A 12,820-nucleotide genomic window follows, 5' to 3' on the forward strand; every position below is an offset into this window, starting at 1 on the left:
TTACACCCTGTTAAGCTGAATGTAGCTTAATGAAGAATAATGTTTAATAAAAAAATTTTAGTATGTTTGAATAAATTAAACATTATTCATAACCTACAGGCAAATTGAAAAGGGAGAACCTGTCATTGACAGTGAACGGCTAAATGTACGTTTAATTGAGAGATTAACCGTTTAAATAAATTGAGGTTTCCTTATAAGTGTCTGACCTTACGAGTAATCCCATAATAATCGTGTTCTTTATCCAATGTGATGTCCTATATATTATAGTTGTGGGGTCTGACCCTTGGCTTTTATACGAAAATGTCCCAAAAAGCCATCATAGTTATGTCCCTAAAAAGAAAACGGCCTGTGATACGCTTAATCATGAAGCAAGTCACAGCCCCATCCATTTTCATTCATCGTGGTGGCTGGTAAGTCATGGACGTTTGAGACATCCTCGTCAAAATAATAGAGCTCGTGATTGGCTTTGTTTCAAGCAGGCCGTTTTTTTCGGAAATGATGTTAATCAATTTACTTGACGTCTTTTATGATAGCGTATCTATTGACAGGTCTTCCCACTCCTCCGTATTGGATGTGGAGCTTAACCTGCTGGCATTTTTCCAGGTACTCTAAATAACGGCGGGCCGTTACCCTTGCAATGCCGACTCCTTCAGCTACTTCTTCGGCTGATACAGGGACGTTTTGTTGAATAAGGTAGTCGATAATGTTTTGCAGAGTGATGCTGTTTAATCCTTTCGGCAATTCGCCGTATGATTCTTGTTCATTTTGCAATAACAAAGAATCAAGCTCTGCTTGGGTAATTTTTTCTTTTGTTGTCAGCTTGCTTTGGAATGAGCGATAGTTTTCGAGCGATTGCTTCAATCGTTCAAATTTAAAAGGCTTCATAATATAATCAAAAGCCCCGTTTTGCAAAACACGGCGAACCGTCTCAATATCGCTTGCTGCTGTAATGGCAATCACATCAACAGAATGGCCTTCCATGCGGATTTGCTGCAATGTTTCCAATCCGTCCTGATTGGGCATGTAAATATCGATAATTACTAAATCAGGCTGAAGCGTTCTGATCATTTGAATGCCTTCCACACCATTTCCAGCTGTTCCAATAACCTTAAAGCCGCTTACGTTTTCAATAAACTGACGATTTACTTCTTGCACCATCGGGTCATCTTCAATCAGAAGAACATTGTATACCGCGTTCAATACTTACCCTCCCTCCTTACATATCGAAAGTAATAATAAATGTTGTTCCTTTATCCTTTTCAGATTGTATTTGAATCGTTCCATTGCCTTTTTCAACGATTTGTTTGACTAAATACAGTCCAATTCCGCGGTTGCTTGTGCTTTTCGTTGAAAATCCTTGTTCGAAAATAAAGGGTTTGTGCTGCTCGTCAATACCGCATCCGTTATCTTCTACGGAAAGAGATAAAATCTCATCATTTTGTTCAATACTTATGAACACTTCTTTATGAGGATTGTCTACATTTTTGAACGAATCAAACGCATTTTCAATTAAGTTTCCGAGAATAACAACAAAGTCGTGATGGTCCAAATGTTTAGGGAATTTTTTTAATTGGCTGTGTCGGTCAATGGTTACTTGGATGCCAAGTTCTTTACCGCGGCTAATCTTGCTTAAAAGAAGCCCCGAAATGCTTTCGTCTTTAATATTTTTGCTTAAAAAGCGAGTGATCTCCTCTTGTTCTTCTGTTACTTGAAAAACGTATTCGAGCGCTTTTTCTTTATGACCGAGCTGAATGAGACCGGCAATGGTATGCAATTTATTCATATGTTCGTGATTTTGGACACGCAAAGCGTTTACAAATGCTTTTACGCCGGTGAGCTCTTCAGCTAGTTTTTTTACTTCGGTGCGATCCTGGAAAATTGCCACGGCTCCAACCGTTTTATTGTTTACTTTAATAGGGATGCGGTTGCTGACAATATTTAAATTTCTCACTTGAAGTTCTTTGTTGTAAATCGGCTCATTAATTTGCAAGATCTCCGGCAAATGAGTATCCGGAATGACGGAACGAATGTTTTTTCCAATCACATCACCGTGAATACCGAGCATTTGTTTCGCTTTGTCATTAAAAATCGTAATTCGTTCTTCTGTATCGATGGCAATGACTCCTTCATGCATGGCGTTAAACGTTTCCGTGCGTTCCACTAAAAGTCTAGCAATTTCATGCGGTTCAAGATGAAACATTTGCCGTTTAATATGGGAGGCAAGGAGCCATGCACCCCATCCACCAAACAAAAACGAAAGACTAGCGGTAAGGATAATCTCTACTTTTAATGTAAGAAGCACCTCGATAAAATTCGGCAATTTATAGGCAGCGATGACAACGCCAATTTGTTTATGCTGCGGGCTCATAATCGGAGCAAAGGCACGAATGACTGTTCCGATTTCTCCTTTTGCTTTTGAAGTATATGTATGTTCAGCAAAAGCAGGCCCTTCGTCCGTCCCTTTCGATTTTAAACCGATCAACCGTTTAACAGGATGGGAGAGGCGCGTCCGCTCCATGTCAAGTACAACGATGTAATCAGCACCGTTAATGATCCGAATTCGTTCTACGACTTCGTTAATCGATTGCCGCTCCTTTTGTGTGCCGGTAATCCTTTTTTTAATTTCAGGCAATTCCGCAACGGTGCGGGCAGTAAGTAAGGAGCGCTGCTGCAGTTCTTCTTCTTTCGTATGAATGTAATTCCCGATTAAGATCATTCCGCCAATTAATAAAGAAAAGACGACAATAAAGAAAATAAGCGCAGAAATTTTCCAGCGAATCGATAATTGTTTCATTAGCAGAGATACCTCGTTTACTTGAAAAACTAGACTATAATTTTATTGTAATGATTTGATGAGAGATATGGTAGAATTTTCTTAAATCACAGAAAGAACGGTGTGGAATCAAGATGAAACGATGGTTTATCATAACGGGATTCATTGGTATCAGTGTTTTTCTTTACTTTGCAACTTATAAAAATGCTTCACAAACAAATATCGTCTTTGATGATGAACAAATAGGATTAGATGATCAAATTGTTATTTATTTCAGTCATGTCGTTGCAGAGAATACTCCAAAAGGATTAGCGGCGCAAAAGTTTGCCGAGCTTGTTGAAGAAAAAACAAATGGTCGTGTAAAGGTGGAAGTATTCCCAAATGGATTATTATATTCTGATGAAGAGGAAATGGATGCGCTTAGGCGCGGAGACGTGCAAATGATTGCACCATCTATTTCAAAAGTGACTAAATTGGTTGGTGAATGGAACGTTCTTGATTTGCCGTTTATATTTGAAAACTATGATGATGTTGAAAAAGTGTTTACAGGGAATACAGGGAAAGAATTATTATCCATGTTAGAGGGAACAGGAATTAAAGGATTGGCGTTTTGGAGCAATGGATTTAAGCAGATGATGAGCAACAGGCAGTTGCTGATTGAACCGAAAGATTTCAAAGGAATGCGATTTCGTATCATGCCAAGCAACGTGATTGAAAAACAGTTTCGCTTGCTGGGGGCAAAGCCGATTGTTGTTTCTTTTAATCATGTGTATCAGTCGCTGGAAAAACGAGAGTTTGATGGTCAAGAAAACACAATTTCGAATATTTATTCAAAGGGTTTTTATCAGTTTCAACCTTATATAACAGTTAGTAATCATGGCTATCTTGGTTATGTAGTATTAATGAACGAAAAATTTTGGAGAAGTTTACCTGAAGATATTCAAAAACAAATTGCTGCAGCTCTTAAAGAGACAATGTTATGGAATTTAAAACAATCCAAACAGCAGAATGAGCAACAGTTGATGGAGATGAAGAATAATCGCAACATACAAATTTATGAGCTAACGGATAAAGAGCGAAAGGAATGGAAAGAAAAGTTTGCGCCGTTATATAAGGAGTACGAAAAAAAGTTTGGCAGCAAGCTGTTGCAGCGAATTCAAGACGATAGAAGCTGAGGGGGCTCCCTTGGCTTTTTTTATTTTATAGGAGCTAAGCGAGCCGCCTTCGCTTTTCCTATGACCAAAATGAACAAAAAGACCATTATCACCATAATATTAAAATTTTCTTAATGTTCTATTAATATGGACTTTACAAAGGGGATATTTGAAAGCGTTATCAAGTGCAATAGAAAGGAGAGGGAGAAATGCGGATTAATTTTAAAAATTTGACAGTGCGAGTCATTATTGGAATTATTTTAGGGATTATTGTCGGGTTTTTATTTCCAGAGTTTGGAGCACAGCTGAAAGTGCTTGCCGATGTATTTATTAAATTAATTAAAATGGTGATTGCTCCAATTGTGTTCTTTACCGTTGTTATTGGTATTGGAAGCATGGGGGATTTGAAAAAAGTAGGCCGAATTGGCGGTAAAGCGTTACTTTATTTTGAAATTGTAACAACATTTGCTTTAGCGATTGGTATCGTTGTCGTCAACCTCGTTAAGCCGGGGGTGGGATTCAATACGAGTGCAGTAGAAGGGGGAGATATTTCGCAATATACGCAACAGGCGGAAGCAACGAATCATGGTGCCATTGAATTTTTAGTGAGCATTATTCCAGATAATATCGTTGCTGCGATGGCAAAAGGAGAGCTGCTGCCGATTCTATTCTTTGCTGTCTTATTCGGGTTAGCAACGGCAGCATTAGGTGAAAAAGCAAAACCGGTTATTCATCTATTTGAGCGTTTAACGGATATTTTCTTTGGTGTCGTTAATATGGTCATGAAGGTATCACCGATTGCCGCGTTTGGGGCAATGGCTTATACGATTGGTAAGTTTGGTCTTGGCTCTCTAGTTGCTCTTGGAAAACTAATGGCATCTGTCTACATTACGATGTTCCTCTTTATCGTGGTTGTTTTAGGCGCCATTGCCAAATATTATCGCTTTAACATCTTTAAATTTATCGCCTATATTAAAGAAGAAATCTTACTAGTATTAGGTACTTCTTCATCTGAATCAGCATTGCCGAAAATGATGGAGAAACTGGAAAAATACGGATGTTCAAAATCGGTTGTTGGTCTTGTCGTTCCAACAGGATATTCATTCAATCTTGATGGTACATCGATTTATCTTTCAATGGCAGCGATTTTTATTGCTCAGGCGTACGGTATCGATTTAACAATTTGGCAAGAACTAACATTATTAGGTGTGTTAATGTTAACGTCTAAAGGAGCAGCAGGTGTTACAGGTTCTGGTTTCATTACATTAGCGGCAACATTGGCAGCGTTTCCGATGATTCCGATTGAAGGACTTGCTTTGCTTCTTGGTGTTGACCGTTTTATGTCAGAGGCGCGCGCCATTACAAACTTGATTGGAAATGGTGTAGCAACTGTGGTCGTTTCAAAAATGGAAAATGAGTTCCATCCTTCAGTAGAAATGAAGTTACAGGAGACTAATATAACGGTGGCAAAATAAAGTGTAAAAACGGACAGCCGAAAAAAGCTGTCCGTTCTTTATGTTAAAACAAAAATCATCCTTAGAGGGATGTCACTTTAAAGAATGATAAATTTGACGTAGGCGTCAGATTTTTTCTTTAAAAAAGGTGTTGACAATTTTTTAGGTATAATCTAATATACCTATAGGGGTAATTACAAAAAGGTGGAATTTGATAATTTCTATTTAAGTTATATTTTTTGGAAACAATAATACCCTAATAGGTATAAAGAGAGGTGAGAAACGTGAAATAAATTTTTCCACAGCAAGTAGAGGAGTTACTTAAGCAAGGAAAAAATTTAAGCATTATTGATGTTCGCGGGGCGGAAGAGGTAGCTCATGGGAAAATTCCAAGTGCGCGTCATATCCCGCTCGGTCAATTAGAAAGCAGATTAAATGAAATTGAAAAAGATAAAGAACATATTATCGTGTGTCGTTCAGGCAACCGCAGCGGCATGGCTTGCGAGTTTTTAGCATCGCAAGGGTATGATGTCGTCAATATGATGGGCGGTATGCTTGAATGGACTGGAGAAATTGAATAATAAAGGGGGAAAAGGTATGCAAATCACAGTAAATAAAGTATTAGATGCAAAAGGATTATCATGTCCGATGCCAATTGTTAAAACAAAAAAAGCAATGGAAGAATTAGATCCGGGGCAAGTTCTTGAAGTACAGGCAACAGACAAAGGCTCCTTGGCAGATATTCAAGGATGGGCAAAAAATACGGGACATCAATACATCGGAACCATCGAAGAAGGAGATGTATTGAAACATTATCTTCGCAAAGCAGATGTTTCTGAAGCGGAAGAAGAAAAAAAGCATCCGTACGTGATTGATTTAAAAGAACTTGAGCGTAAATTAGAAAACGGCGAGAAGTTCGTAATTCTAGATGTACGCGAACAAGCTGAATATGCATTTGGACATATTCCGGGCGCCATCAATATTCCGCTTGGCGAGTTAGAAGCGCGTTTTACAGAGCTAAATAAGGATGACGAAATTTATGTCATTTGCCGCACGGGCAACCGCAGCGACTTAGCGGCACAGCAGCTTGCGGAAAAAGGTTTTACGAATGTTATCAATGTTGTTCCTGGCATGGTTGAATGGACAGGAGAAGTGGATAAATTTTAAAAATTGAAGGAGGAATTTTACAATGGCAAAAAAAGTAGCGATTATTGCGGCAAACGGAGGTTTATTTGATGCATATAAAGTATTCAACATTGCGACAGCTGCAGCAGCAACAGAAGCAGAGGTAGCGATTTTCTTCACATTTGAAGGTTTAAATTTAATTCATAAAGAAGCATATAAAAATCTTCCTCTTCCAGAAGGCAAAGAGCATTTCCAAGAAGGATTCCAAAAAGCAAACGTTCCTGCAATTCCAGAGCTTGTCGAAATGGCCAAAGAAATGGGGGTTAAAATGATTGCTTGCCAAATGACAATGGATGTGATGGGCTTAGAAAAAGAACATTTTGTTGATGGCATCGATGTAGGCGGAGCGGTAACGTTCCTGGACTTCGCAAAAGATGCAGATGTAACGTTAACATTTTAATAAATGATTAAAATGATGAAGGAGGAAAGCAACTAATGCAATCAGATAAAGTATTAGACGCGAAAGGATTAGCGTGTCCTATGCCAATTGTGCGCACAAAAAAGGCAATGGATGAGTTGGCATCCGGCCAAGTATTGGAGATTCACGTAACAGATAAAGGGGCGAAAAACGACCTTGCTGCCTGGGTGAAATCTGCTGGTCATGAAATGATTCAGTCAGCAGAGGAAGGGAATGTATTAAAGTTTTGGATTCGTAAAGGATAATTTTGCTTTACACAGGGTATCTACAGTGATTTAGATACCCTGTGTAGTATTAAAGGGGAGAAAAGGTATGGATTTCGGTTACATCATTACAATCTTTCTTATCGGCTTTATCGGTTCGTATATATCAGGCATGGTCGGAATTGGCGGTTCCATTATCAAATATCCGATGCTTTTATACGTTCCTCCTTTATTAGGATATACAGCACTCAGTGCACACGAGGTATCGGGAGTGAGTGCCGTTCAAGTATTTTTTGCGACGATCGGCGGAGTATGGGCTTACCGTAAAGGCGGCTACTTAAATAAGAAGCTCATTATTTATATGGGTACAAGCATTTTGCTTGGAAGTTTTATCGGCGGTTATGGTTCAAAACTTATGCCGGAAGAAACCATTCATATTATTTACGGAATTTTGGCAACGATTGCTGCCGTTATGATGTTTGTTCCGAAAAGAGGAGTTGACGATATTCCGCTCGAACAAGTGAAATTTAACAAATGGTTAGCAGCTCTGCTTGCTTTCGTTGTCGGTATTAGTTCTGGTATTGTCGGAGCGGCTGGGGCATTTATTCTTGTTCCGATTATGCTTGTTGTTTTAAAAATTCCAACCCGTATGACAATCGCTACTTCATTGGCGGTTACTTTTATTTCCTCAATCGGCTCAACAGTAGGAAAAATGACAACAGGTCAAGTTCCTCTTATTCCAGCGATGATTATGATTGTTGCCAGCATGATCGCTTCGCCGCTTGGCGCAAATTTTGGGAAAAAGGTAAATACAAAAGCATTGCAATGGATTTTAGCGCTGATTATTGTTGCGACATCCATTAAAATTTGGATAGATATTATCTTTTAAAATAATGGTTTGACACATAAAAATATTCGTGTTAATATACCTATAGGGGTATAAAATTCCGCGGATGAAGGAGGGAAATTCATGAAGCAAGTTACCGTCTATACAACAACGACTTGTCCATATTGCATCATGTTAAAAAATTATCTTAATGAACAAGGAATTCCGTTTAATGAAATTAACTTAAACTTTCATCCGGAAGCAGTGGAACGGGTAGTAAGAGCAACAGGACAGCTTGGTGTTCCACAAACGGAAATTGACGGCCGCTGGGTGATTGGCTTTAATCCAGAAGCAATTATGCAGCTATGGCGTTCTTAATAAATAAATTTTTTTTAAGATACAAAATACCCTATACAGTATATAAAGGAGGAAGAAAAATGGCTGTTTATGAAATGACTGCTGAAAAATTAAATGAAATGATTGTCAATAAGGAAGAATTTTTCTTATTTGATGTGCGCAATGAATCTGATTTCAACGATTGGAAAATTGAAGGTGAAAAAATCTCCTATTTAAATGTTCCTTATTTTGAATTAATCGATGGAGTAGAGCCGGTATTAGACAAAATTCCAACTGACAAAAAAGTTGTTGTCGTTTGTGCAAAAGAAGGTTCATCGAAAATGGTTGCAGAAATGTTATCCGAACATGGACGTGACGTGTTCTATCTAAAAGGCGGTATGAAAGCGTGGAGTGAATATCTTTACCCAGTAATTGTATACGAAGATGAAAACATGAAAGTATATCAATTCATCCGCGTAGGTAAAGGATGCTTATCTTACATGATTGTCTCAGGAAATGAAGCGTTGATCGTTGACCCATCCCGCTTTATCGATGTTTACAAAGATACGGCCAAGAAAGAAGGAGTAACGATTACACACATTGTTGATTCACATTTACATGCAGACCATATTTCCGGAGGTTATGAATTAGCAAAGCAAACAAACGCGAAATATTATCTCATGAAGAGCGAAGGGGCGGTATTTGAATTCGAACCGCTAGAAAACCATGACCGCATTGAATTTGAAAAAGTAAGCTTAGAAGTGTTGGCAATCAAAACACCTGGACATACACCAGGAAGCGTGTCGTTCTTTGTGAACAACAAATTGCTATTCTCAGGTGACACCATTTTTGTCAGCGGCTTAGGCCGCCCTGACCTTGGCGGCAAAGCGCGTGAGTGGGCAAAAGATCTTTATGATACAGTTTACAATAAAGTAGCAAAAATCGCTGATGATGTCATTGTATTGCCAGCACACTACGCGAACTTTGATGAAGAAGTGAACGAACGAGGTTATATCGGTAATCTGCTGGGAAACATTCGCGCAATGAATGAAGTCATGCAAGGCAAAAATGAAGAAGAATTCGTTGAGTATGTGGCGCAATCAGCTTCAACAGAAACACCGCCAAACTTTGAAGATATTATTGCGATTAACCGGGGTGTGAAAGAAGCAACTCCTGAGCAAAAACAAGAATTAGAAATTGGGCCGAACCGTTGTGCGGTTCATCACACTCATTAATAGTAAGAGTAGAGTTTAATTACAAAATGAGGCTGTCCTGCTATGTAATGAGACAGCCTCTTTCTAACGTCATAAAAATATGAAGAGGTGAAGGAAATGGCTGAGAAAAAAGATAAAACGACGATTATTCTTTTTAGCGGCGATTTAGATAAAGCGATGGCGGCATTTATTATTGCTAACGGTGCAGCTGCTTACGATCAAGAAGTAACGATGTTCTTCACTTTCTGGGGATTAAATGCTTTAAGGAAGGAAGAACATGTGCCCGTACAAAAAGGATTCCTTGAAAAAATGTTTGGCTGGATGATGCCAAGAGGCGCAAACAAATTAGGTTTGTCAAAAATGAATATGGCTGGATTAGGTCCAAAAATGATTAAGAATGTGATGAAAAAGCATAATGCACTTACATTGCCGCAATTAATTGAGATGGCAAAGGAACAAGGTGTGAAATTAGTCGCTTGTACAATGACAATGGATTTATTAGGCATTACGAAAGAAGAACTTATTGATGGCGTCGAATTAGGCGGTGTAGCTGCTTACTTAGGCGACGCCACAGAAGGAAAAGTGAATTTATTTATTTAACCTCGCTCAAAAAGCGGGGTTTTATTAATTATTTAGAAATGAAAGGTTGACATTTTTATAAATATTTATATATAATAAATCTTGAAATCGAGATTTATTATATAATTGTTTTTGTTCATATATCTCGATTCAGAGATTTATTAAATCATAATTTATGTTAAAAACCCATTTTAAGCAAGATACTAAATGTTTACATTTATTTTTAGGTGAAAGGAAGAAGAAATGATGATTGAAATATATCCAGCTGACGGACGCTATCATGCTGATCATGGCTGGTTAAAAAGCTATTTCAGTTTTTCGTTTGCCGAATATTTTGACCCAAGCAATATGAACTTTGGTCCCTTACGTGTATTGAATGATGATGTCGTAAAACCGCTGCGCGGATTTGGAGCGCATCCGCATCAAGAAATGGAAATTGTTTCGATTGTTCTTAGCGGCTATTTGCAGCATGAAGACAGCCTCGGAAATAAAGCGGTTACAACGTTTGGCGGTGTCCAGCGAATGTCGGCAGGCACAGGAATTGTTCACTCCGAAGTCAACCCTTCAGCGACAGAAGATGTGAATTTCTTGCAGATGTGGTTTTTGCCGGAAAAGAGCGGGTTAACGCCATCGTATGAGCAAACGAATTTCGCTGTTGCCAAGTTAAAAAATCAGCTGTTGCCCGTTGTTGCAAAAAATCCTGACTCTGAACAAATCGCTCATATTCATCAAGATTTGACGATCTATCTTTCCGATTTAGAAGCGGACAAAGAAATTGAATTCATCCAAGAAGAAGGACGTCGTATATTCCTTTTTGTCATTGAGGGAAGACTGGTGATCAATGGGGAGACTATATTAAATAAGCGCGATTCCGCCCGTATTACCCAGCTTCATAAATTAGCGTTGTCCACAGATTCAGGTTCACGTTTTATGCTCATCGATTTGCCGTAAGCGGCAATCGCTGAGTTCTATATAAAAAATGAACATAAAGGAGAGTGTGATTGATGGCAAATGTAAATTTAGCAATTATTTATTACAGCTCAACAGGAACAAACTATAAAATGGCAAAATGGGCTGAAGAAGCAGCAAAAGAGGCAGGGGCAGAAGTAAGGGTATTAAAAGTTCCTGAGCTTGCTCCGCAGGAAGCGATTGAGTCAAATCCGGCATGGAAAGCTCATGTAGAAGCGACAAAGGATGTTCCAACAGTAACGCACGATGATTTAGAGTGGGCAGATGCGATTATTTTCAGCGTACCAACACGTTTTGGCAATGTTCCGTCACAATTGAAGCAATTTTTAGATACAACAGGCGGATTATGGTTCCAAGGAAAGCTTGCCAATAAAGTTGTAAGCGCAATGGCTTCGGCAAGCAATGCACATGGCGGTCAAGAACAAACCATTCTGCAGTTATATACAACAATGTACCATTGGGGAGCGATTGTAGCTGCACCTGGTTACACAGATCCATCTATTTTTGCAGCGGGCGGCAATCCGTATGGCACTAGTGTAACAGTTGATCAAAATGGAAACATTGTTGAGAACGCAGAAGCAGCGGTGAAACACCAAGCAAAACGTACTGTTCAAGTAGCACAATGGGTAAAAGCCGGCTTGGCGCAATAATCGAGTTTCAGAAGAGGCTGACTCAAACACAAAGTGTCATACTTCATAACACAATATATAGGGAATGAATGGACTACTGTATATTGTGAAATGCACATGAGGTTAGACACTTATGGGTCGGCCTCTTCGTTTTTATATATTTTTTGCTTTTTGATGCGAATGCAAAGATAATAGAATTATACAACTTTGGAAAGGAGTGTTCGGATGAAAAGTATACAAGATTACGCCATTTTACATAATGGTGTTAAAATGCCGTGGCTTGGGTTAGGCGTTTACAAAGTAAAAAATGGCGATGAAGTTATTAATGCGGTCAAAACAGCACTTGAAGCAGGGTATCGCCACGTTGACACGGCCGCGTTTTATGACAATGAAGAGGGAGTCGGGCAGGCAATTAAAGAATCAGGAGTGCCGCGGGAACAAATATTTATTACCACAAAAGTTTGGAATTCTGATCAAGGCTATGAAACGACGTTAAAAGCGTTTGAAACAAGCTTAAAAAAAATAGGACTGGATTATATTGATTTATATTTAGTACATTGGCCTGTAAAAGGAAAATATAAAGAAACATATAAGGCGCTCGAAAAGCTTTATAAAGACGGCCTTGTTCGCGCGATTGGCGTGAGCAATTTCCACATTCATCATCTAGAAGATTTAATGGCCGAATGCGAAATAAAGCCGATGGTCAACCAAGTGGAATATCATCCTCGCTTAACGCAAAAAGAACTTCATGCTTTTTGTAAACAGCATCATATTCAGCTTGAAGCATGGGCGCCGCTCATGCGCGGCGGTTTGTCTGATGAACCAACTCTTTTAGAGATCGGCAAAAAATATGGGAAATCTCCGGCACAAATCATTTTACGCTGGGATTTGCAACATGAAGTAGTAACAATTCCGAAGTCGGTTACTCCTCACCGGATTAAAGAAAATGCCGATATTTTCGATTTTGAATTAACAGCGGAAGAAATGGAGAAAATCGATGCTTTAAATATGAATAAACGAATTGGTCCGGACCCGGACAACTTTGATTTTTAAGAGTGTTTATAGTTAAGAAAGCTTGTA

15 protein-coding genes are annotated in these 12,820 nt (G+C 38.8%); 13 read left to right on the forward strand and 2 right to left on the reverse strand.

The window, feature by feature from the left end; genetic code table 11:
- Positions 1-510: 510 nt before the first annotated feature.
- Together B0I26_RS08625 and B0I26_RS08630 are read right to left on the reverse strand one after the other, a co-directional pair.
- The gene (locus B0I26_RS08625) at positions 511-1,200 is read right to left on the reverse strand and encodes a response regulator (protein WP_281268694.1); all 690 of its coding nucleotides are present in this window, start codon (positions 1,198-1,200) and stop codon (positions 511-513) included.
- Positions 1,201-1,216: 16 nt separating this feature from the next.
- Positions 1,217-2,794, reverse strand: a complete 1,578-nt coding sequence (locus B0I26_RS08630) for an ATP-binding protein (RefSeq protein WP_111645049.1) — start codon at positions 2,792-2,794, stop codon at positions 1,217-1,219.
- Between the two features lie 113 nt (positions 2,795-2,907).
- On the opposite strand from B0I26_RS08630, the gene B0I26_RS08635 reads away from it, so the two are divergent.
- The 13 genes from B0I26_RS08635 to B0I26_RS08695 all read left to right on the forward strand — a co-directional run bounded on the left by B0I26_RS08635 (position 2,908) and on the right by B0I26_RS08695 (position 12,793).
- Entirely contained in the window at positions 2,908-3,948 is a 1,041-nt protein-coding gene (locus B0I26_RS08635; protein ID WP_111645050.1) for a TRAP transporter substrate-binding protein, read from the forward strand.
- A gap of 188 nt (positions 3,949-4,136) precedes the next feature.
- Positions 4,137-5,402 carry a dicarboxylate/amino acid:cation symporter gene (locus B0I26_RS08640; protein ID WP_111645051.1) on the forward strand — a complete coding sequence of 422 codons (1,266 nt, stop codon included), beginning with the start codon at positions 4,137-4,139 and terminating at the stop codon, positions 5,400-5,402.
- Between the two features lie 272 nt (positions 5,403-5,674).
- Positions 5,675-5,962 (forward strand): rhodanese-like domain-containing protein, encoded by a 288-nt coding sequence (locus B0I26_RS08645; protein WP_111645052.1) that lies wholly within the window; start codon positions 5,675-5,677, stop codon positions 5,960-5,962.
- A gap of 16 nt (positions 5,963-5,978) precedes the next feature.
- Positions 5,979-6,548, forward strand: a complete 570-nt coding sequence (locus B0I26_RS08650; protein WP_111645053.1) for a sulfurtransferase TusA family protein — start codon at positions 5,979-5,981, stop codon at positions 6,546-6,548.
- 22 nt (positions 6,549-6,570) lie between these two features.
- A complete protein-coding gene (locus B0I26_RS08655) occupies positions 6,571-6,966 on the forward strand; it encodes a DsrE/DsrF/DrsH-like family protein (protein ID WP_111645054.1) in 396 nt (131 codons plus the stop codon).
- A gap of 35 nt (positions 6,967-7,001) precedes the next feature.
- Positions 7,002-7,229, forward strand: a complete 228-nt coding sequence (locus B0I26_RS08660; RefSeq protein WP_111645055.1) for a sulfurtransferase TusA family protein — start codon at positions 7,002-7,004, stop codon at positions 7,227-7,229.
- 67 nt (positions 7,230-7,296) lie between these two features.
- Complete coding sequence (locus tag B0I26_RS08665) at positions 7,297-8,076, forward strand: sulfite exporter TauE/SafE family protein (RefSeq protein WP_111645056.1); 780 nt, start codon at positions 7,297-7,299, stop codon at positions 8,074-8,076.
- Positions 8,077-8,157: 81 nt separating this feature from the next.
- Complete coding sequence (locus B0I26_RS08670; RefSeq protein ID WP_111645057.1) at positions 8,158-8,391, forward strand: glutaredoxin family protein; 234 nt, start codon at positions 8,158-8,160, stop codon at positions 8,389-8,391.
- Between the two features lie 59 nt (positions 8,392-8,450).
- Positions 8,451-9,584: an MBL fold metallo-hydrolase gene (locus B0I26_RS08675; protein ID WP_111645058.1), complete on the forward strand. Its 1,134-nt coding sequence runs from the start codon at positions 8,451-8,453 to the stop codon at positions 9,582-9,584.
- Positions 9,585-9,680: 96 nt separating this feature from the next.
- Complete coding sequence (locus tag B0I26_RS08680; RefSeq protein WP_111645059.1) at positions 9,681-10,163, forward strand: DsrE/DsrF/DrsH-like family protein; 483 nt, start codon at positions 9,681-9,683, stop codon at positions 10,161-10,163.
- Between the two features lie 225 nt (positions 10,164-10,388).
- Complete coding sequence (locus B0I26_RS08685; protein ID WP_111645060.1) at positions 10,389-11,093, forward strand: pirin family protein; 705 nt, start codon at positions 10,389-10,391, stop codon at positions 11,091-11,093.
- A 53-nt stretch (positions 11,094-11,146) separates the two neighbouring features.
- Positions 11,147-11,761, forward strand: coding sequence for an NAD(P)H:quinone oxidoreductase (gene wrbA, locus B0I26_RS08690; RefSeq protein ID WP_111645061.1), 615 nt, complete (start codon positions 11,147-11,149; stop codon positions 11,759-11,761).
- A gap of 204 nt (positions 11,762-11,965) precedes the next feature.
- On the forward strand, positions 11,966-12,793 hold the full coding sequence (locus B0I26_RS08695) for an aldo/keto reductase (RefSeq protein ID WP_111645062.1): 828 nt from the start codon (positions 11,966-11,968) through the stop codon (positions 12,791-12,793).
- Positions 12,794-12,820 lie beyond the last annotated feature (27 nt).

It is taken from the genome of Paranoxybacillus vitaminiphilus (assembly GCF_003259935.1).
GTDB classification, from domain to species: domain Bacteria; phylum Bacillota; class Bacilli; order Bacillales; family Anoxybacillaceae; genus Paranoxybacillus; species Paranoxybacillus vitaminiphilus.

Excerpts from the sequence above, each read along its gene's own strand:
- B0I26_RS08665 (WP_111645056.1), top strand. The coding sequence starts at position 7,297 with ATGGATTTCGGTTACATCATTACAATCTTTCTTATCGGCTTTATCGGT.
- B0I26_RS08675 (WP_111645058.1), top strand. The coding sequence starts at position 8,451 with ATGGCTGTTTATGAAATGACTGCTGAAAAATTAAATGAAATGATTGTC.
- wrbA (WP_111645061.1), top strand. The coding sequence starts at position 11,147 with ATGGCAAATGTAAATTTAGCAATTATTTATTACAGCTCAACAGGAACA.
- B0I26_RS08650 (WP_111645053.1), top strand. The coding sequence starts at position 5,979 with ATGCAAATCACAGTAAATAAAGTATTAGATGCAAAAGGATTATCATGT.
- B0I26_RS08655 (WP_111645054.1), top strand. The coding sequence starts at position 6,571 with ATGGCAAAAAAAGTAGCGATTATTGCGGCAAACGGAGGTTTATTTGAT.
- B0I26_RS08685 (WP_111645060.1), top strand. The coding sequence starts at position 10,389 with ATGATTGAAATATATCCAGCTGACGGACGCTATCATGCTGATCATGGC.
- B0I26_RS08670 (WP_111645057.1), top strand. The coding sequence starts at position 8,158 with ATGAAGCAAGTTACCGTCTATACAACAACGACTTGTCCATATTGCATC.
- B0I26_RS08695 (WP_111645062.1), top strand. The coding sequence starts at position 11,966 with ATGAAAAGTATACAAGATTACGCCATTTTACATAATGGTGTTAAAATG.
- B0I26_RS08640 (WP_111645051.1), top strand. The coding sequence starts at position 4,137 with ATGCGGATTAATTTTAAAAATTTGACAGTGCGAGTCATTATTGGAATT.
- B0I26_RS08680 (WP_111645059.1), top strand. The coding sequence starts at position 9,681 with ATGGCTGAGAAAAAAGATAAAACGACGATTATTCTTTTTAGCGGCGAT.
- B0I26_RS08635 (WP_111645050.1), top strand. The coding sequence starts at position 2,908 with ATGAAACGATGGTTTATCATAACGGGATTCATTGGTATCAGTGTTTTT.
- B0I26_RS08630 (WP_111645049.1), bottom strand. The coding sequence starts at position 2,794 with ATGAAACAATTATCGATTCGCTGGAAAATTTCTGCGCTTATTTTCTTT.
- B0I26_RS08660 (WP_111645055.1), top strand. The coding sequence starts at position 7,002 with ATGCAATCAGATAAAGTATTAGACGCGAAAGGATTAGCGTGTCCTATG.